The 19,332-nt window shown below is 67.5% G+C and carries 18 protein-coding genes, 1 tRNA gene and 1 pseudogene; 5 read left to right on the top strand and 15 right to left on the bottom strand.

Translation table 11 applies throughout. The features are described 5' to 3' along the window. Positions 1 to 80: 80 nt before the first annotated feature. Positions 81 to 1,364 carry a GNAT family N-acetyltransferase gene (locus C7I84_RS28325; RefSeq protein WP_106775566.1) on the top strand — a complete coding sequence of 428 codons (1,284 nt, stop codon included), beginning with the start codon at positions 81 to 83 and terminating at the stop codon, positions 1,362 to 1,364. Between the two features lie 140 nt (positions 1,365 to 1,504). Here C7I84_RS28325 and C7I84_RS30455 read toward each other — a convergent pair whose 3' ends face one another. The 7 genes from C7I84_RS30455 to ftsE all read right to left on the bottom strand — a co-directional run bounded on the left by C7I84_RS30455 (position 1,505) and on the right by ftsE (position 7,584). Continuing rightward, positions 1,505 to 2,185 carry a hypothetical protein gene (locus C7I84_RS30455; RefSeq protein ID WP_207771087.1) on the bottom strand — a complete coding sequence of 227 codons (681 nt, stop codon included), beginning with the start codon at positions 2,183 to 2,185 and terminating at the stop codon, positions 1,505 to 1,507. Between the two features lie 224 nt (positions 2,186 to 2,409). Continuing rightward, positions 2,410 to 4,044 carry an AMP-binding protein gene (locus C7I84_RS28335; protein WP_106775567.1) on the bottom strand — a complete coding sequence of 545 codons (1,635 nt, stop codon included), beginning with the start codon at positions 4,042 to 4,044 and terminating at the stop codon, positions 2,410 to 2,412. Positions 4,045 to 4,074: 30 nt separating this feature from the next. Further along, positions 4,075 to 4,161, bottom strand: a tRNA-Leu gene (locus C7I84_RS28340). A 117-nt stretch (positions 4,162 to 4,278) separates the two neighbouring features. After that, positions 4,279 to 5,064: a lysophospholipid acyltransferase family protein gene (locus tag C7I84_RS28345; protein ID WP_106775568.1), complete on the bottom strand. Its 786-nt coding sequence runs from the start codon at positions 5,062 to 5,064 to the stop codon at positions 4,279 to 4,281. A 109-nt stretch (positions 5,065 to 5,173) separates the two neighbouring features. Then, positions 5,174 to 5,881, bottom strand: coding sequence for a YdcF family protein (locus C7I84_RS28350; protein ID WP_106775569.1), 708 nt, complete (start codon positions 5,879 to 5,881; stop codon positions 5,174 to 5,176). A 64-nt stretch (positions 5,882 to 5,945) separates the two neighbouring features. Continuing rightward, entirely contained in the window at positions 5,946 to 6,932 is a 987-nt protein-coding gene (locus tag C7I84_RS28355) for a cell division protein FtsX (protein ID WP_245428651.1), read from the bottom strand. Then, the gene (gene ftsE / locus C7I84_RS28360; RefSeq protein ID WP_106775570.1) at positions 6,925 to 7,584 is read right to left on the bottom strand and encodes a cell division ATP-binding protein FtsE; all 660 of its coding nucleotides are present in this window, start codon (positions 7,582 to 7,584) and stop codon (positions 6,925 to 6,927) included. Before ftsE ends, C7I84_RS28355 begins: the two co-directional genes overlap by 8 nt. 147 nt (positions 7,585 to 7,731) lie before the next feature. Here ftsE and C7I84_RS28365 point away from each other — a divergent pair, with 147 nt between their 5' ends. Both C7I84_RS28365 and hpt read left to right on the top strand, forming a co-directional pair. Further along, complete coding sequence (locus C7I84_RS28365; protein ID WP_106775571.1) at positions 7,732 to 8,337, top strand: hypothetical protein; 606 nt, start codon at positions 7,732 to 7,734, stop codon at positions 8,335 to 8,337. A gap of 10 nt (positions 8,338 to 8,347) precedes the next feature. Then, positions 8,348 to 8,890, top strand: coding sequence for a hypoxanthine phosphoribosyltransferase (hpt, locus tag C7I84_RS28370; protein WP_106775572.1), 543 nt, complete (start codon positions 8,348 to 8,350; stop codon positions 8,888 to 8,890). 10 nt (positions 8,891 to 8,900) lie between these two features. On the opposite strand, the gene C7I84_RS28375 is transcribed toward hpt, so the two are convergent. Further along, entirely contained in the window at positions 8,901 to 9,815 is a 915-nt protein-coding gene (locus tag C7I84_RS28375; protein ID WP_106775573.1) for a lipid kinase, read from the bottom strand. 247 nt (positions 9,816 to 10,062) lie between these two features. On the opposite strand from C7I84_RS28375, the gene C7I84_RS28380 reads away from it, so the two are divergent. After that, complete coding sequence (locus C7I84_RS28380) at positions 10,063 to 10,923, top strand: LysR family transcriptional regulator (protein ID WP_245428652.1); 861 nt, start codon at positions 10,063 to 10,065, stop codon at positions 10,921 to 10,923. 52 nt (positions 10,924 to 10,975) lie between these two features. On the opposite strand, the gene C7I84_RS28385 is transcribed toward C7I84_RS28380, so the two are convergent. The 5 genes from C7I84_RS28385 to argH all read right to left on the bottom strand — a co-directional run bounded on the left by C7I84_RS28385 (position 10,976) and on the right by argH (position 17,219). Continuing rightward, positions 10,976 to 13,555, bottom strand: a complete 2,580-nt coding sequence (locus tag C7I84_RS28385; protein ID WP_106775574.1) for a TIGR02302 family protein — start codon at positions 13,553 to 13,555, stop codon at positions 10,976 to 10,978. Between the two features lie 204 nt (positions 13,556 to 13,759). Continuing rightward, positions 13,760 to 15,025: a diaminopimelate decarboxylase gene (gene lysA, locus C7I84_RS28390; RefSeq protein WP_106775575.1), complete on the bottom strand. Its 1,266-nt coding sequence runs from the start codon at positions 15,023 to 15,025 to the stop codon at positions 13,760 to 13,762. A gap of 245 nt (positions 15,026 to 15,270) precedes the next feature. After that, positions 15,271 to 15,480 (bottom strand): lipoprotein, encoded by a 210-nt coding sequence (locus tag C7I84_RS28400; protein ID WP_106775576.1) that lies wholly within the window; start codon positions 15,478 to 15,480, stop codon positions 15,271 to 15,273. 65 nt (positions 15,481 to 15,545) lie between these two features. Then, a complete protein-coding gene (locus C7I84_RS30460) occupies positions 15,546 to 15,809 on the bottom strand; it encodes a hypothetical protein (protein WP_106775577.1) in 264 nt (87 codons plus the stop codon). Between the two features lie 9 nt (positions 15,810 to 15,818). After that, positions 15,819 to 17,219 carry an argininosuccinate lyase gene (gene argH / locus C7I84_RS28410; RefSeq protein ID WP_106775578.1) on the bottom strand — a complete coding sequence of 467 codons (1,401 nt, stop codon included), beginning with the start codon at positions 17,217 to 17,219 and terminating at the stop codon, positions 15,819 to 15,821. 32 nt (positions 17,220 to 17,251) lie between these two features. Between argH and tlpA the strand changes: the two genes are divergently transcribed. After that, complete coding sequence (gene tlpA / locus C7I84_RS28415) at positions 17,252 to 17,983, top strand: thiol:disulfide interchange protein TlpA (protein WP_106775579.1); 732 nt, start codon at positions 17,252 to 17,254, stop codon at positions 17,981 to 17,983. A 131-nt stretch (positions 17,984 to 18,114) separates the two neighbouring features. Here the strand turns inward: tlpA and C7I84_RS28420 are convergent, their stop codons facing one another. Together C7I84_RS28420 and C7I84_RS28425 are read right to left on the bottom strand one after the other, a co-directional pair. Continuing rightward, a complete protein-coding gene (locus C7I84_RS28420) occupies positions 18,115 to 18,993 on the bottom strand; it encodes a 3-hydroxybutyryl-CoA dehydrogenase (protein ID WP_106775580.1) in 879 nt (292 codons plus the stop codon). Positions 18,994 to 19,211: 218 nt separating this feature from the next. Then, positions 19,212 to 19,332, bottom strand: a pseudogene (locus C7I84_RS28425) (electron transfer flavoprotein subunit alpha/FixB family protein); the annotation flags it as partial.

Consider the following 19,332-nt stretch of genomic DNA (forward strand, 5'->3'; position numbering starts at 1 on the left):
CTGTCCTTCACCGCATGGCGCAAGCTCGGGATCGCCATGGTGATCTTCGCGGTGCCGCTTTCCGCCGGAAGGAACCCGTGATGGTCGCCCAGCCACTGATCGAGGAGATAAGCGGCGGTCCGGCGGGGGCGATGATCTCCGGGCTGGCCGGCCTGGGCGGTACCGCCGCCGAGCGGCCGTCGCATGAGGAGCGCATCGAAAATCCGCAGCGGCTGCGCCGCCTCAGCATCTACCCGGCTTCCGCTGGCTTCGGCCTGGTCGAGGAGCTCGACCATCTGTGCGTGCGCACGATCGAGCCGAACGTCTTCTTCAACCCGCGCTTCCTGGCGCCGGCCATGCCGCGCCTCGAGGACCGCGAGGTCCGGCTTGCCGTCATCCGCGACGGCGGCGAGGAGAGGTCGCGCCTGCGCCTGCTCGTGCCCTTTTCGATCGAGCGTCCGCCGGTGCCGCTCGGCGTGACGGTCATGCGCAGCTGGTCGAGCCCGTTCGGCCCGCTGGGCACGCCGCTGCTCGACCGCGACGACCCGGCCGGCGTGGTCGGCGACTTCTTCGACATGCTGTCGCGCCCGCATCTGAAGCTGCCCAAGGTCCTGGTCCTGCCGGAGATGCGGCTCGACGGCCCGGTCGCGTCGCTGCTGACGGCCGTCGCCGACGCTCGCGGCCTGCCGATCGAGACCACCGCCTACCTGAAGCGGCCCTTCCTGCAGAGCGACCTCGAAGGCGACGCCTACCTGAAGCAGGCGCTGCGCCCGCATCACTATCGCGAGTTCCGGCGGATGAAGCGCCGGCTGGCCGACAAGGGCCGGCTGGAACACGTCGTGGCCCGCGCCGAGGAGGATGTGCGCAACGGCCTGGAGGCCTTCCTCACCCTGGAGGCATCGGGCTGGAAGGGCCGGCAGCGCACCGCCATGGCGATCGACCGCTTCCGCGCCGCCTTCGCCCGCGAGGCGGTCCATCGCCTCGCCGAGCAGGACATGTGCCGCGTCCATCTGCTCACCCTCGACGGCGAGCCGATCGCGGCGCTGATCGTCTTCGTCGAGGCCGGCATGGCCTATACCTGGAAGACCGCCTATGACGAGGCCCATGCGGCTTTCTCGCCCGGCACGCTGCTGATGATCGAGGTGACGAAGCAGCATCTCGACGACCCCAACATCGAGGCCACCGATTCCTGCGCCGTGCCCGACCATCCGGTGATGAGCCGGCTGTGGAGCGAGCGCCGCAAGATGGGCACGGTCGTCATCGGCATGGTGCCCACCGCCGACCGGCTGGTGCGCCAGGCCGCCTCGCAGCTCCACCTGCATCGCGAGACGCGCAACATGGCGCGCATCCTGCGCAACCGTCTGAAGGGGCTGCTCAGGCGGTGACGAGACCTTCGTGCCGCACCAGTTGGCGATCGGGAACTTCGAGTATCTCGCACAATGATCTTGATGGGGCATCATAGCAAGATACACGGTCCGGGGGCGCGGCGCTCTTTTGTGCAGCGATTCTTGAAGCGGCGAGAGGATCACCGCACCTCGACGAACTTGCCGCGATCGCTGAAATAGCAGTTGAAGAAAGTTGTGCCCCGACTGCCCTCGAAATAACCTTGCACCACGTAACGATTGCCGATCCGGAACGCCATGTTGGTCGTTATCTCCGGCGGACGCAGGTCGAATGCGGCCGACGCTTCACCCGCGCAGAAACGCGGCATGTCGCCCATGCTCACTTCGAGACTCGCCGCTGGTGCGCTTGGCTGAACTTTGCGCCCGTGGCGCTGGTGAGCGTTGACCTGGCAGACGCCATTTCCTCCGCCGCTGCGGCTGTAGGATATCGTCACGCTGCTGTCAGGATTGACGCTAATGGAAACGGTCATCGGGCCATGGCTGGCTTCGTAGTAGTTCGCATTGAAGCGGTGGAGCTTGGCCTCGCTGCCGTTCAGATAGACCGGACCGCCTTCGTCGGCATGGACCTCGACATGACCCGGACACGTGGCATTGAAGAACGGCACATCCGCTCTCGCGATCGAGGCGCCGCTTGCAAAGACACCGGTGAGCAAAACTGTGGCGAGGCCCGCACGCATCGAAATTTCCTTTCTCGTCATGCCCGCATCAATGATGCCTACCCCGGTTTCCGAGGATGCGCTAGGCGAAGAGTTGGCTGATTTATGCGCGGAACAGGACTTCCGGTCCGGCGCATCGGCGATCATGAGCGGTCAGCCTCGGACCGGACGACAACGATGGCGTAGCTCTCGATTATTCGCGATCCGGCAGGTTGAATTCCTCGATCATATCCCGGAGTTGCGGTAGCGCTTCGCTTCTTTCCATCCGCGTGAATCGATCGGCCCAGCACATCAGCTTATCGATAAGCTCCTCTGGTTTGGCCATACTCAGCCCAAGCCGCACGGAACGCTTTCGCCTCTATCCGCTTCCTTCAATCTTCCGCCTCCCGCCGCGCCCGGTCGCGAAATATCCGGCGGATGACCTTTCCCGTCGTCGTCAGCGGCATCGAATCGACGAACTCGACCTCGCGCGGATATTCGTGCGCCGACAGGCGCACCCGCACCCAGTCACGGATTTCCACGGCAAGCGCCTCGCTCGGCGAAAACCCGTCGCGCAGCACGACATAGGCCTTGACGATCTCGGTGCGCAGTGGGTCGGGCTTGCCGACGGCGGCCGCCAGCGCGATCGCCGGGTGGCCGGTCAGGCAGTCCTCGATCTCGCCGGGGCCGATGCGGAAGCCGGCCGAGGTGATGACGTCGTCGTCGCGGCCGAAGAACTGGACGTAGCCGTCGCCGTCGGCGATGCCCTGGTCGCCGGTGGTCATCCAGTCGCCGATGAATTTTTCGCGGGTCGCCTTGTCGTTCTGCCAGTAGCCGAGGAACATCACCGGATCGGGCCGCCGCACCGCGATCTGCCCGACCGTGCCGGGCGGCACGGGACGCCCCTCGGCGTCGATCACGGCAACGTAGTGGCCGGGCACCGGCTTGCCGATGGCGCCGCCGCGGCTGACGCCGAGCGCCGCGCAGGACGACAGCACGATGTTGCATTCGGTCTGGCCGTAGAACTCGTTGACCGTCAGCCCGAATTCGTCGCGCGCCCATTCGTAGGTCTCGCGCCCCAGCGCCTCGCCGGCCGACCCGACGGTGCGCAGGTCGAGGCGGAAGCGCTTGCGGATGCCGGAGACCGACTTCAGCATTCTCAGCGCCGTGGGCGGGATGAAGGCGTTGCGCACGCCCATTTTTTCGACCAGGCCGAGCGCCGCCTCCGGGTCGAACTTCTCGAAGCGGCCCGACACCACCGGCACGCCGAAATAGAGGCCGGGCAACAGCACGTTGAGCAGGCCGCCCGCCCAGGCCCAGTCGGCCGGCGTCCACAGGCGGTCGCCCGGCTGCGGCAGGAATTCGTGATGGAACTGCACGCCCGGCAGATGCCCGAGCAGCACCCGGTGGCCGTGCAGCGCGCCCTTGGGCGGTCCGGTCGTTCCGGAAGTGAAGATCATCATCGCTGGGTCGTCCGGACCGGTGTCCACGGCATCGAACACGGCTGGATGGTCCGCGACCAGCCGGTGGAAGCCGAGCGCGCCGCCGCCCTCGCCGTCGATCGACACGACCAGCTCCAGGTCCGGCAGCCGGCCGCGGATGGCACCCAGTTTGGCATTGCCGGCCTGGTTGGTGACCACCGCCTTCACGCCCGCCGTCTGCAGCCGGTATTCGAGCGCCTCGACGCCGAACAGCAGCGCCAGCGGCACTGCGATCGCACCGAGCTTATAGATCGCGACATGCGCGATCGCCGTTTCGAACGATTGCGGCAGGAGCAGCGCGACGCGGTCGCCCCGTCCTACGCCCAGTCGCCGCATCGCTCCGGCCAGGGCGTTCGACCGGGCCGACAGATCGCCGTAGGTCAGCAGGCCCGGCTCGCCTTCTCCTCTGAATTCGAGCAGCGCGACGCGGTCCGGCTCCCGCGCCGCCCAGCGGTCGGAGACCGCCACGCCGATGTTGAAGCGTTCGGGGATCGACCAGCGAAAGCCGCGATAGAGGGCATCGTAGCTGTCGGCCGGCTGGAGCATGGCGGTCAGAGCTGCGCTCCGTCAGAAGGATGGTGCCCCTGGCCGGGATCGAACCAGCACGCCCGTGAAGGCAACAGATTTTGAGTCTGCCGCGTCTACCAATTCCGCCACAGGGGCCAAGCCCGAGGGCCTGAACGGCTGCGGACTATACGGTCGGAGGCAGGGTCGTCAACAGCAAGCTGCAGCCGATCGCGGATCATGCCCGATTGCCGCAAAAACATGCCGGACGGGCAGCTACGCCGATACGCCGAGCTCGGCCAGCCGCTTCACCGCGGTCGGCGGCAGCGGCGGGTGGCCGGGCGTGCGTGCCGCGTCGATCAGCAGCGCGTCGCAGCCGGCTTCCGTCTCGGCGATCAGGCGCCGCATGAATTCCTCCTTGTCGAGCCCGGCCGGGATCGGCGGCAGGAAGCGCGCCTTGATGGTGCCGGGATAGCGCAGGAACTTTCGCCGCGGCCAGAACAGGCCGGCGACGTGGGCGACCGGCACGACCGGCATGCCGAGCTGGGCGTAGAGCTCGACGATGCCGTATTTGTAGAGCGGCTCGTCGCCGGGCGCCCGCCTGGTGCCCTCCGGATAGATGATGAGCTGGCGGTCTTCCGCCATCTCCCGCCTGGTGTCGGCCACGACCTTCTTCAGCGCCCGCGAGCGGCTGCCGCGGTCGACCGGGATCAGCCGCATCTTGAGGATGTACCAGCCGAAGAACGGTATCCAGGTGAGCTCGCGCTTCAAGATGTAGAGCGGGTCGCGAAGGCAGGGGAAGAAGGCGATCGCGTCCCAGAACGACTGGTGCTTCGGCGCCAGGATGAAGGAGCCGTCCGGCAGGTTCTCGAGGCCGGTAATCTCATTCTTCGTCCCGGCCAACCTGTGGTGCAGCCACAGGCTGGAACGCGCCCAGAATTTCGGCACGAACCACGCCTGCTTGCGCGGCATCAGGAAGAACAGCGGCGCCCACAGGATCATCTGGGCGATCAGGTTCACATAGAAGACGGCGTTGAACAGCAGCGATCGGATGACGAGCATGAAGGGCCGAGGGTCCTGCGGGGTTTCCGCGTTCCTACATCAGCGACCCGCCGTTGCACAACGGCGCCGCGGCCAGACGAGGCCGGGCGTGTGACGACGTGCGGCCGGTTCAGCGCGGCGCCGGCACCGGCGTCGGGATGGTGGCGGTGTGAATCTCGTCATGCGCCATCGCATTGGCCGGCAGGGCGGTTCGCGCAAGGGCCGCGACGTATTTCGTGTATTCCGTGAACATCACCCGCAGCGCCGCCGGCTTGGTCAGCCACTGGCCGCCGTTCAGGCGGCTCGTCACCACCGGATAGGGCTCCAGCTCGGCGCCGTCGACGAGCCGCTCCATCTCCAGCAGGCTGCGCGGCATGTGATAGTTGTTGGTGACGAGAATCACCCGGCCGTAGGCGTGGTTCTCCATCCATTTGGCGCTTTCCTCGGCGTTGCCGATCGTGTCGAGCGCGGCATGGTCGATGTCCACGCAGCAGGAGAACAGTCCGCGGTCGCCTCCGGTCGCCGCGCGCAGCGATTCGCGGCTCGCCGCCGGATGCACGCCGCTGATCAGCAGCCGCTTGCCCTTGCCCGATTGCAGCAGGCCGAGTGCCGTGTCGAGCCGCGCCTGGCCGCCGGTGAGCACGATGATCGCATCGGCCGGCGCCACGTCCTTCGGCGTCGACAGCATGCTGACATGCTGCGCGAACAGGCCGAAGCCGCAGAGGAAAAGCACGGCGACGCCCACCGTCGCCGACGCCGCCAGGCGCAACAGGGAGCCGGCTCCGCGCCCGCGGCCATGGCGCCTGCGGGAATCAGTGGAAATCGCTTCCAGCATCATCAATGGATAGCTCCGATTCGCGCGGAATGACAGCGTTGCGCGCATCGCGGGTGCGTTCCGCGCGTCATCCGTCCGGCTGCCGGATCTCGAGGTCGTTCAGATAGGCGACGACGGTGACGTGCGACGTGGCCGCCGTCAGCGCTCCGATCACCAGCACGATCAGCGCCACGCCGGCATAGCCGGCCGCACCGATGGCGAAATCGCCGAACAGCGCGGCCGCCTGGTCGCCTTCCGGCGTCGCCAGGTTGCGGCTGGACCAGAACGAGAAGCCGATGAACACCACGATGGCGGCAATGCCGCCCGCCGCCGCGCCCTTCATGCCGGTGAGCAGGAAATGGCGGCGGAACTCCGCCGCGATGAATTTCGCCTCGGCGCCGACGAAATGCAGCACCTCGATAATGTGCCCGTTGCCGGCCATCGCGCCGCGCGTGGCGAACACCACCGTCAGCACCGTCGCCGACAGCATCAGCACCAGCACGGCAGCCCCGAGCATCACCGTCGTGCGTGCCATCGCCACCAGCCGGTCGACCCAGGTGCGGTGGTCGTCGAGCGAGCTCGACGGTATCTTCGCGGCGAGCTCCGCCCGCAGGGCTGCGAAATCGGGCGGGTTCGTGCGGTCCACCGTCACCACCACGAGGCGCGGCACCGGCAGCTCGTCCAGGTTCAGCCCGGAACCCAGCCACGGCTCCAGCAGCCGCGCGGTGGCGGCACGGTCGACGATGCGCGCGCCGGTCACGCCGCGCGCCTGGCCGGCCAGGCGCGCCGCCTCCGCGAGAGCGCCCTCCATGTCCAGCCCGTCCGACGGCTTGATCTGGATCGTCGCCTCGCGGGCGATCTGGTTCTGCCACACCGCCGCGGTATCGCGCACCAACGTGACCGCCCCCAGCGTCAGGCAGGACAGGAAGGTCATGATGGCGATCACCAGCACCAGCGCGCGGCCGGCGACGCCGGTGGCCGGCACGATCGGCGCCGGTGCGCGGCGTGTCCGCCCGCGTCCCGCCGCCGTGGCCTGAGGCGTCTCCGCCGTGACCTCCACCGGCATGTCAATCATAGATGTCGAGCCTCCCGCCGGAGAGGATCATGCGGCGGGCGTCGACCTGGTCCATCAGGGCAAGGTCATGCGTGGCGATGACGACCGCGGTGCCGAGTCGGTTGAGCTCGATGAACAGCCTGAGCAGACGGCGCGCCAATGGCGGATCGACATTGCCGGTCGGCTCGTCGGCGAGCAGGATTTCCGGCTGCTCGATCAGCGCCCGGGCGATCGCCGCGCGCTGCTTCTCGCCGCCCGACAGCACCGGCGGCAGCACATGCATGCGCTCGCCCAGCCCGACCCATTTCAGCAGTTCCGACACGTCGGCGCGATAGCTCGCCTCCTCGCGTCCGCGCACGCGCAGCGGCAGCGCGACGTTCTCGTAGGTGGTCATGTGGTCGAGCAGGCGGAAATCCTGGAAGACGATGCCGATGCGCCGGCGCATCAGCGGCAGTTCCTGCCGGGTGATGCGCGAGCGATCCTTGCCGAAGACATTGATCAGCCCGCGCGTCGGCTTCAGCGACATGAACAGCAGCCGCAGCAAGGTGGTCTTGCCGGCACCCGACGGCCCGCTCAGGAACTGGAACGAGCTCGGCGGGATCTGGAAGGAGATGTCCCGCAGGATCTCCGGGCCCATCCCGTAGCGCAAGCCGACATTTTCGAAGCGGATCAAGGCTGAAACTCGTGCTTTCCCCGGCCCGCCGGCGGGCCTTTCGTTCGAATCGACCATCCGCCTGCATGGTTAACCGGCGGTTAAGCCAGAAGCGGTGATATGGCTGCGACCAACTCCGTTCGCCCCGGCGGCAGAGAGGAGAAGCGCATGGCCGAGTGGCGCACCGCACGCCCGGTTTCCGGCGAAATCATGGCTGCGCGCCGGAACGGCGCCGGCCAGCCCTTTCCGCTCGCCGGCTCCGACGTCGTGGAGGCCGAGTTCGAGACGGTGGCCATTGCCGGGACATCATCGACCGCGCTGCCGAGTGCCGCACGCGGCGGCCTGGCATTCCTGGCGGCAGGGACGCCGGCCGCGGCTCCGTTCACCAAGCCGGGCGGGACCGTCTTCTGGACGGCGGGGCTGATGGTCGTGGCGCTGGCCTTCTGGGTCTCCGGCGGCCATGCGCTGCTGCATCCGCGGGACCCGGGCGCGCAGCCGGCCGCCCTGACCTTGTCCGGCGTCGTCTCGCGCGTCGATCTGTCGGGCCCAAGACCGCTGCTGCGCGTCGACGGCGAGGCCGGCAATGACGGCGCGGCGCGGGCGGAGCTGCCGCCCCTGGAAATCCGCGTGGCGGGGCTTGACGGGACGGTCACGCGCTACAAGCTGGGGACAGTGTCGCGCAGCCTCGGCCCCGGCGAACGTTTTGCCTTTTCGAGCCGGCTCGACGTGCCTAGAAACGGGGTGAAATCCGTGTCCGTGACTTTTGCCGAGTGAGGATCAGCCGATGCCGGTGGTTCGCAACAAAGAGATCGAGGTGCTGTTCAGCGCCTCGGCGATCGCCCGCCGCAACCTGGAGCTCGCCAAGGAGATCGCCGAGCACGACTATCACGACCTCCTGGTCATCTCGATCCTGAAGGGATCGTTCGTCTTCGCGGCCGACCTGATCCGCGCCATGCACGATGTCGGCCTGTCGCCCGAGGTCGAGTTCATCTTCATCTCCAGCTACGGCGCCGGCACCACCAGCGGCGAGGTCAAGGTGCTGCGCGACATCGACAACGAGGTGAAGGGCCGCGATGTGCTTTTGATCGACGACATCCTCGAATCGGGCAAGACGCTGCGCTTCACCCGCGAGCTGATGCTGTCGCGCGGAGCCAGGAGCTGCTCCATCGCCGTGCTGCTCGACAAGCGCATGCGCCGGCAGACCACGCTCAACGCCGACTATGTCGGCTTCGACTGCCCCGATTATTTCGTCGTCGGCTACGGTATGGACGTCGCGCACGCCTTCCGCGAACTGCCCTTCGTCGGCGTGGTCAAGGGCGACGCCTGAGGACTGTTTGCTAAGGCGCGGGCTTCGCCAGCGCCTCGGGCGGTGGCGCGAACACCCGGATCGCCTTGGTCAGGATGCGAAAATGCGCCGGCGTGTAGGCGGACAGCTCCCCGTCCGTATTGACAGGCCGCGGCCGGCTGGTGCGGATCGTCACCTCCGTGGTCTGGAAGGCGCGCACATCGTCCCACTTGCCCTGCGTGCCCTTGCGCAGGCTGGGCAGCAGTGCCAGCAGCCGCCACCAGTGGTCGACCTCGAGGCTGTAGAGGTCAAGCTTGCCGTCCTCGGCGGTGGCGGTCTCCTCCACGGTCATGCCGCCGCCGTAATGACGGCCGTTTCCCACCGAGATCTGCATGGTGCGGATGCGCTCGGTGGTGCCGTCATGGTCGACATGGGCGGTGAACAGCCGCGAGCGCAGCAGGATCCGCGCGGCGACGATCGCATAACCAACCACCCCCCAGCGCTTCTTGGCCTTTTCGGTGAGTTCGGCGGCGAGTTCGGCGCTGAAGCCGATGCTGGCCACGTTGAAGAACAGATGGCCGTTGACCTCGCCGAGATCGAAATCGCGCAGCCGCCCGGTCGCTATGATCTCGGCAGCCTTGGCCAGGTCGGGCGGTATGGAAAGGGTGCGGGCGAAGTCGTTGGCCGTGCCGAGCGGCAGCACGCCGAGCGGCAGCCCGGTCTCGACAAGGGCCGGCGCGGCGGCGTTCAGCGTCCCGTCGCCGCCGCCGACGATCACCAGATCGACCCCGTCGGCGGCGCGTCGGATGACGTCAGCGATGGTTTCGCCCTCGCCGACCTTCACCTCGTCGACGTCCAGTCCCGATTCTTCCAGCAGCTTGACCGCTGCCGCGATCGTGCCGGTGCCGCGGCGGGCGCGCGGGTTGACGACGAGGAGGGCACGCTTTTTGGTTCTTCTGGCCTGCACGCTGAACTCCGGTCGGCGGTTGATCCGCCCGCCTGCACGTAAGAAGTCGATGTGGCGCAGTGAAGACGGCCGGCGCAACAAAAAAGAACCCGCGACCGTAACGATCGCGGGCCGAGTGAGGACCGTACGTCGGACAGGCCGACGGCTGTCCGGAGTTTGCGCAGTCACCTTATCAGTCCGAATTGACATGCAGGAAACGAATAGGAATGATGCCTGCCATCAGCAGCGCTTATGGTGAGGAAGGCCTGTGAATCTCGACAGCGATCTGTTGCGCAGCTTTGTCGCAGTCGCCGAGACCGGCAACGTGACCCGCGCCGCCGACAGGATGGGGCGCACCCAGTCCGCCGTCTCCATGCAGATCCGCAAGCTCGAGGGCATGGTCGGCGACGTGCTGTTCGAGCGCGGCTCCCGCGGCGTCAAGCTGACCCGCCGCGGCGAATCGCTCATCGGCAATGCCCGCCGCATCGTCTCGCTGCTGGACGAGACGGCGCTGTCGCTGCGCACGGCGCCGCTCGACGGCCCGGTCCGCATCGGCATACCCGAGGAATACGGCTTCACGGTTGTGGCGCATGCGCTGGGCGAGTTCGCCAAGCGGCATCCGCGCGTCGAGATCACCGTCCGCTTCGCCCATTCGGCTACCCAGAACGCGGCATTGGAGGCGGGCGAACTGGACCTTGCGGTGGTGTTCGAGTGGGACGATTTCTCCGACGGCGAGATCCTGATGGCCGATCCCACGGTGTGGGTCACCTCGACGCTGAATCCGCGCCACGAGGAGGTCCCGCTGCCGGTTGCCTTCTACCAGAACTCGGCCTGGTGCCAGACCTTCGTGGCGAAGTCGCTGGAGAGCCGCGGCATCGCCTATCGCATCGCCTATACGAGCGACACCAGCGGCGGGCTGAAGCTCGCCGCGACCGCCGGCCTGGCGGTGGCGCCGCTGTCGCGCAGCAATATTCCGGAGGGCTGCCGCGAACTCACGGCCGCCGAAGGGTTCCCGCCCATCGACGCCGCCCGCGTCGTGCTGCGCCGCAAGCCGAGTGCGACGGGTGCGACGATCGACGGCATGGCGGAGGCGATCCGGGAGGCGTTCCGCAGCGGGGTCGGGGTGTGAGGACGGGGCCCCCCTGGAGGAGCGCCAAACACCCTCGAAGCCTTCTCGACGCCTACTGCAGCTTGAGCAGCCGCTCGAGGTAGCTGCGCTCCAGCTCGGGGCTGAGCGCGTTGCCGAGACGCTTGCGGATCGCATCGAGGATCTGGCGGGCCCGCTGCACGTCGATCTCGTCGGGAACCTTCACCGAATTGCCGAAATCCGGGCCGGTGGTGGCGCGCGGCCGGCCGAGCGGGTCGCGGTCGGCGTTCTGCTGGCGCCCGCCTTCCTGGCCGCCGCCCTGGTCGCCTTCCATGGCCTGCTGCATCTGCTGCATCATGTCCTGTGCGCCGCGGCGCAGCGCCTCCAGCGCCCGGCCCTGCTCGCCGACGGCGCGGCCGCCGTCGGACTGGCCCAGCGCGCCCTCGGCCTGCCCCATCGCCTCGCCGGCCTCGCCGAACCCCTGGCCCGGCTGGATGCCCATGCCCTCAAGCCCCTTCATCAGCGATTCGAGATCGCCCTGCAGCTGCCCCTGGCCCTGCTGGAGCTGCCGCATGGCATCGGCGAATTCCTCGGGCGTCATGCCCTGGCCTTGCTGCTGGCCACGCTGGTCGCCCTGTTCGCCCTGCTCTTCGCCGAACTGCTCGCCGCGCTCCTGCCCGCGCTGCTGCTGGTCCATGCGGAAGGTCTCGTTCATCATCTCCTGCTGGCGCCGCATGATCTCGCCGAGCTTGTTCATCTGCTCGCGCATCTCGCTCTGCTGGCCGCTTTCACCCTGCTGCTGCTGGCGGCCCGCCTGCAAATTGTTCATCATGTCCTGCAGCTGCGAAAGCAGTTCCTCCGCCTGCTGGCGGTTGCCGGATTTCGCAAGATTCTCGATCTGATCCATCATGCGCTCGAGATCGCGCTGGCTGAGTTCCTGGCCGGGCTGCGGCTGCTGCATGGCCATGTTCGGATCGCGCGCGGCCCGCTCGGCGAACTCGCGCAGGAACTCGTTCATCGCCTGCCGCAGTTCCTTCATCAGCCGGTCGATCTCCTCGTCGCTGGCGCCGTCGCGCAGCGCCTGCTTCAGCGCCTCCTGCGCTTGGCGCAGCCGCTTCTCGGCATTGGACAGGTCGCCGTCCTCGATCTGCAGCGCCATGTTCCAGAAATAGTCGGCGACTTCGCGCAGCGCCTCGTCGGTCTGCGCCAGCTTGAGGCTGGTGCGGCCGGCCATCAGGCCGAGATAGTGCGACGGATTGTCGAAGGTGTCCTCGGGCCGCAGCGTGACCGCGTCGATCAGGTCGAGGACATGCTGCTTCTGGTTGGCGTCGAGCGAGAAGATCTTGCGCAGCTCGACGACGGCCCCGGCGAGCGGATTGGTGAAGGGTCGCTCCGGCAGGACGATGGTCTTGGTCTCCGTCTTCGCCTCCTGGCCGGCGTCGTCCGCCGCCGACAGCGCCAGCTTGATGCGGCTGCCCGCCCAGACATGTTCGGTAAGGTCGCGCGTCGCCTTCTGGGCGACGTCCGGGCTGCCGCGCCGCGGCACCGTGAGCGGCATCTCCGGCGCATTGTAGAGCGGACGGGCATCCGGGGCGGGTGCCTCCTCCAGCGCGAAGTCGGCCTTGGCGGAAGCCGCACCGTAATCGTCCTCGACCTCGTAATGCAGCTCGAAGGCGCCGTTCACCGCACGTCTCGGCTCGCCCGAGAAACGGATGACCGGCGGCTTGTCGGGCGTCACCGCGAAAGCCCAGTTGTCGAGCTCGCGCCCGTCGGATTGCAGCGACAGCACGCCATCGGCTGTCAGCTTCCCGGTGAACTGGCGCGCCGCGGATGCTCCGGCGACGGACGGCACGGCCGCCGGTGCGGGTGCGGCCGCTTCGCCACCGGTCTCGGTGCCGGAAGGCTTGATCTCGCGCTGCGTACCGGCGGCATCGGCGAAGAACAGCGCCTCCGCCCCCGATCCGCCGGTGACCCGCAGCGTCACGTCGCTGTTCTCGGGCACGGTGAAGACCGGGGTCTCGGCATTGTTGGCGGCGCTCAGGAAGATCGGCGCCCTGCCGGTATAGGCGGGGGGCGTGACCCAGGCGTCGATGCGCGGCGGGATGGTTTCGGCGAAGGCGACAGCGCGGAAGGCGTCGTCCACAGAGCCGCCGCGCGGGCCGAAGGAGAACGCGAAGGCCGTCACCAGAAGCAGCGCCGCCGCGGCGCGGAAACCCCAGGGGTCGCGCTGCGGAACGCCGGTGCGCGGCAGGTCGCTGCCGACGCCGTCGAGCCTGGCCGCCATGCGCCGCTGGTGCTCGCGCCACAGCGCATCGGCGAAACCGTCCTGCCGGCCGGTCGGCTTGTCGGTCTGCGCCCGCAGGGGCGTGTGCACGAGCGCGTTGGCCGCCTCGATGCGCCGGTCGATCTCCGCGGCCGTCGGGGCGCGATAGCGGCGCAGCAGGATGAGCGAGCCGATCGCGGCCGCGGCGAACGCCGCCAGCACGCCGAAGCGCGCCCAGTCGGGCATCATCCGGAACAGGCCGAACCAGGACAGGCTGGCGAACAGGCTGAGCGTGACGAGCAGCGGCAGGACCAGCGGCCACAGCCGTTCGAGCGCCATGGTGGCGCGCGTCGTCAGCCGCGTCTGCGTGAGGTGTCTGGAAATCCGCGGCTTCTCGGGCGCTTCGGTCATCGGCCTTTCCGGCTGCGGCCGGGGTCACCCGGCACCGACTCGCAAGGATACCAGCAAACACGGCAAAGGCGAGGCGGTTACACAATCGTGATGCCGGCACCGCCGGCGCTTACGCCTCGAACGCTTTCGGCCGGGATTTGTTTCCGGCGCGCCGCCAGGCATTCGCGGCGTCCGGAGAGCCGATCGGACGGTTCGACCTGCCGCTCACAGCCACTCGGGCAGCGAATCCAGCCCGATCAGTTCCTCGTAGGTCGACCGCGGCCGCACCAGGTGGAACGCATCGCCCTTGACCAGCACCTCCGGCACCAGTAGCCGCGAGTTATAGGTGCCGGCCTGCACCGCGCCATAGGCGCCGGCGGTGCCGACGGCGATCAGGTCGCCGGCCTCCAGCCGCGGCAGGTCGCGTGACAGGCCGAGATAGTCGCCGGTCTCGCAGACCGGACCGACGATGTCGACCACCATGCGCGGCGCGTCGACCGGCCGGCGCGCCACCGGAAAGATCTCGTGGAAGGCGTCGTAGAGCGTCGGGCGGATAAGGTCGTTCATCGCCGCGTCGACGATCAGGAAGTTGCGGGCGTCGCCTTCCTTCACATAGATCACCTCGGAGACGAGGATGCCGGCATTGGCGACGATCAGCCGGCCGGGCTCGAACATAACCTTCACGCCGAGATGGCCGGCATGGCGGCGGATGATATCGGCATAGGCGTCGGGATGCGGCGGCGGGTCGTTGTCGGCGCGATAGGGCACGCCGAGGCCGCCGCCGAAATCGACGTGCTCGATCGCATGCCCGTCGGCGCGCAGTGTCGTCACCAGTTCGGACAGCAGCGCGAAGGCATCGTCGAAGGGCTGCAGGTCGGTGATCTGGCTGCCGATATGCATGTCGATGCCGGTCACCTTCAGCCCCGGCAGGCTGGCGGCGCGGGCATAGACGGCGCGGGCCCGCTGGCGGGGAATGCCGAACTTGTTCTCGGCATTGCCGGTCGAGATCTTCTTGTGCGTCTTCGCGTCGACGTCGGGGTTGATCCTGAGCGACACCGGCGCGACCTTGCCGGCGGCGACCGCCCGCTGCGACAGCAGCTCCAGCTCGGGCTCGGATTCGACGTTGAAGCAGAGGATGCCGGCGGCCAGCGCGAAATCCATCTCGCGCGCCGTCTTGCCGACGCCGGAGAACAGGATCTTGCCCGCCGGAATGCCGGCGGCGAGCGCCCGCCGCATCTCGCCTTCCGAGACGACGTCGGCGCCGGCGCCGAGCCTGGCAAGCGTGGCGATGACGGCCTGGTTGGAGTTGGCCTTCATCGCATAGCAGACCAGCGTGTCGAGGCCGGTGAAGGATTTGCTGAAGACGCTGAAATGCCGCTCCAGCGTCGCCGTGGAATAGCAGTAGAACGGCGTGCGGACCGACCGCGCGATCTCCGGCACCGGCACATCCTCGGCATGCAGCACGCCGTCGCGGAATTCGAAGTGGTTCATTGGGCCGCAAGCGCCTGGATTACAGTCGAAACCGGGCGCTCCTTCGCACCCCCCTCTGTCCTGCCGGACATCTCCCCCGCAAGGGGGGAGATTGGCAGCTTCGCCGTCTTAGCCCCTTCTGCAGTGTTGGCGATCGGCGGAACCCAAGCGGCCGGCCGATCTCCCCCCTTGCGGGGGAGATGTCCGGCAGGACAGAGGGGGGTGCGAAGGAGCGCCAAGATAACCGCCAAGCGAAACGACAAAAGCTACTGGATCAGCCGGTCCAGGATGAACGGCTTGTCGGCAACCGGCTTTCGCGGCTCGGGCGGCAGCGGCTCCCCTGCCCTCTCCGCATCCTTGCGCGCCTGCACCGCCGCATCATAGGGCGTGTCGAGGTCGGACTTGCGGCCGCAGGCAGCCGCCGTGACCAACACCGTCGCCAGTACGAACGCAGCGAGTATTCTGTTTTCGGTCATGGTCCAGTCCGTCCGTAGAGGCTCATTTGCTGCATTCGCATCCTGACGGCTTCGAAAGCAAGCGGCTATTCGTCCAGGCGATGAATGTAAACGCCGAACTCGGACGTTTTCGAGAAATGGAAGCTTCCGGCACCTCGCGGTCCCAATCCAAACCCATCATTCTCCTTCTCGTCCGCAACCGCCATCAAAAGGTCGGCTAGGAGATGCAGCGCCCGCGATGGTCCCTCGATAAGGATTGTTGCCTCACAATCTCCATCTGCCGGGAGCAGCTTCAAGCTGAGGCCGGACTGGAGATGGCCGTACCGGTCACAAATTTCATCGGCTTTCATTCCGATCCCTCACCCCTTCGCCAGCCGCTTCTTCCAGTAGCGCACCTGCCGGCGCACCTCGGCCGGCGCGGTGCCGCCGAAGGATTTGCGGCTATTGACCGATTTCTGTACCGACAGCACCGAGAACACGTCGGCGGTGATGCCGGGATGGATCGCCTGCAGTTCCTCGAGCGGCAGCTTCGCCAGCGTGGTCTTGCGCGCCTCCGCCAGCGCCACGGCGCGGCCGGTGACGTGGTGCGCCTCGCGGAACGGCAGGTTAAGCCGGCGCACCAGCCAGTCGGCGAGGTCGGTGGCCGTCGAATGGCCGGAGCCCGCAGCCTTCTTCATGGCGTCCGCGTCGACCGTCATGTCGCCGACCATGCCGGTCATGGCGGCGAGCATCAGGTCGAGTGTCTCGGCAGCGTCGAAGACGGCCTCCTTGTCTTCCTGCATGTCCTTGGAATAGGTCAGCGGCAGGCCCTTCATGACGGTCAGCAGCCCGATCAGGTGGCCGTTGACCCGGCCGGTCTTGGCGCGCACCAGCTCGGCGGCGTCCGGGTTCTTCTTCTGCGGCATGATCGAGGAGCCGGTCGAGAAGGAATCGGACAGTTTTACGAAGCCGAACTGCGGCGTCGACCAGATGACGATTTCTTCCGCCAGCCGCGACAGGTGCGTCGCTGATATCGCGGCGATCGACAAAAACTCCAGGGCGAAGTCGCGGTCGGAGACGCTGTCCAGCGAATTGCGCGTCGGCTCGCGAAAACCGAGCGCCTTGGCGGTCCTGTGCCGGTCGATCGGAAAGCCGGTGCCGGCGAGCGCCGCCGCCCCCAGCGGCGATTCATCCATGCGCTGGATGGCGTCGCGCACCCGCGACAGGTCGCGCGAAAACATCTCGACATAGGCCATGCAGTGGTGGCCGAAGGTCACCGGCTGCGCCGACTGCATATGGGTAAAGCCGGGCATGACGGTGGCCGCATGCTCTTCCGCCCGCGTCAGGAACACGGCGATCAGCCCCTTCAGCGCCTCGGCGACCCGGAAAAGCTCGTCCTTGACCCAGAGGCGGAAGTCGACGGCGACCTGGTCGTTGCGCGAGCGCGCCGTGTGCAGGCGGCCCGCGGCCGGCCCGATCAGCTCGGCCAGCCGCGCCTCGACATTCATGTGGATGTCTTCGAGCGCGGTGGAGAACGCGAAGGCGCCGCTCTCGATCTCTTTCAGGATCGTGTTCAGGCCGTGAGCGATCTTGTCTTGATCGGCGGTGGAAATGATGCCCGTTGCCGCGAGCATCTCGGCATGCGCCAGCGAGCCGCGTATGTCCTGGGCGTAGAGTTTTCTGTCGAAGCCGATCGAGGCGTTGATCGCCTCCATCACCGCGGCCGGACCCGAGGCAAAACGTCCACCCCACATCGCGTTGCTGGCGTTGTCGTCGCTCATCGTGCTACCCGGGCTCCGGAGATTTTCGAAAGATGTCTGACGGCAAGCAAAGAAAAATGATTCCCGCCTGGCGCGCCATCCTGACCGCCATGGTTGCCGGCGCGCTGGCCGGCGCGGTGGCGGTATATGTCAGCGGAGGCTTCTCTGGCAACACGCCGGCGGCGCCATCCGCGGACGTCACCGCAACGTCCGGCCAGGCCGCCGGAACGGCCGCGTCGGATCCGGCCAGCCCTCCCGATGCCTGCGCGGTCAAGGCCGAGCGGGCGAAGACCGTTGCCGCGGCCGCCACCGGCGACGTCGCCGCGCTGCTGCCGGCCGACCCGCCGCAGTCGCTGAAGAGCCTCGCCTTCAACGACCCCGACGGCAAGCCGATGACGCTGGCCGACCGTGCCGGCAAGATCGTGCTGATGAATCTGTGGGCCACCTGGTGCGCGCCCTGCCGCGCCGAGATGCCGGCGCTCGACGCGTTGCAGAAAGGTGCCGGCGACGACGGTTTCGAGGTGATCGCCGTCAACGTCGACACCGGTGACGACTCGAAGCCGAAGAAATTCCTGGAGGAGGAAAAGATCGGCGCGCTCGCCTACTACCGCGACAACACGCTCGACCTCTTCAGCGACCTCAAGCGGCGCGGCCTGGCCCTCGGCCTGCCGGTGACGCTGCTGATCGACGAAGAGGGCTGCCTGCTCGCCCACATGAACGGTCCCGCCGAATGGGCGGGCGACGACGCCAGGCGGGTGATCGAGCTGGCGCGCAAGGGCGGGTGACGTCGACCGCCGCCGCGCCGCAGGTGCCGGGGACAGTTTACTTTCTTTCGGCAGAAAAGCCGCAGCAGTTTTCAGAAGTCGCGCGGGCCGAAAAAAGTAAACTGTCCCCTGCGCAAACTGTCCCCGGCGCACTATCGCGTCGGCACCGGATGCTCGCCGCGGTAGTCGTAGAAGCCGCGGCCGCTCTTGCGGCCGAGCCAGCCGGCCTCGACATATTTCACCAGCAGCGGGCACGGCCGGTATTTCGTGTCCGACAGTCCGTCATGCAGCACCTGCATGATCGACAGGCAGGTGTCGAGGCCTATGAAGTCGGCGAGTTGCAGCGGCCCCATCGGGTGGTTGGCGCCGAGCCGCATGGCCGTATCGATCGCCTCCACCGTGCCGACGCCCTCGTAGAGCGTGTAGATGGCCTCGTTGATCATCGGCAGCAGGATGCGGTTGACGATGAAGGCCGGGAAATCCTCCGAGACGGTGGTCGTCTTGTCGAGGCGCCGGACGAACTCCTTAGCCGACTCGAACGTCAAATTGTCGGTGGCGATGCCGCGCACCAGCTCCACCAGCTTCATCAACGGCACCGGATTCATGAAGTGGATGCCGATGAAGCGCTCGGCCCGGTCCGTCGCCGCGGCAAGGCGCGTGATGGAGATCGACGAGGTGTTGGTGGCGAGGATCGCCTCCGGATTGAGCTGCGGGCAGAGCTGCGCATAGATCTTGCGCTTGACGCTCTCGTCCTCGGTGGCCGCCTCGATCACCAGGTCGGCCGCTGCCAGGTCGCTGAGCGCCGGCGCCGCCGAGATGCGTGCGATCCCCTGCTGCCGCTCGGCCTCCGCCAGCTTGCCGCCCGCCACCTGGCGCGCCATGTTGCCGTTGATCGTGGCGATGCCCTTCTCGATGCGCTCAGGCGAGATGTCGTAGAGAAGCACGTCGTAGCCGGCGAGCGCCGAAACATGGGCGATGCCGCTGCCCATCTGGCCCGCGCCGACGATGCCGACCGTTTCGATGTTGCTCATTGCACTGGTCCCGTCCTGGGTCTTTCGCCCTTGGTCATTTTGCAGTGCACACTAAAGGGCTTGCGCGGCTTTCGTCCAGAGCGCTGCGTAAATTTTGCGCAGCGGAAGCCTGCAAAGTCGAACCCTGTGCCACGGAATGCCGAAACGGGAGCATGACGCAACGAGGCCGGAGCGGCTTTCGCCACCCCGGCCTGCGATTGTCTACGGGCTCTGCTGGATCACAGCGCCTTTTCGAGTTCGGGCAGGATTGTGAAGAGGTCGCCGACGAGGCCGTAGTCGGCGACCTGGAAGATCGGCGCCTCCTCGTCCTTGTTGATGGCGACGATCACCTTGGAGTCC

Source organism: Kumtagia ephedrae, assembly GCF_003012745.1.
GTDB lineage: Bacteria > Pseudomonadota > Alphaproteobacteria > Rhizobiales > Rhizobiaceae > Kumtagia > Kumtagia ephedrae.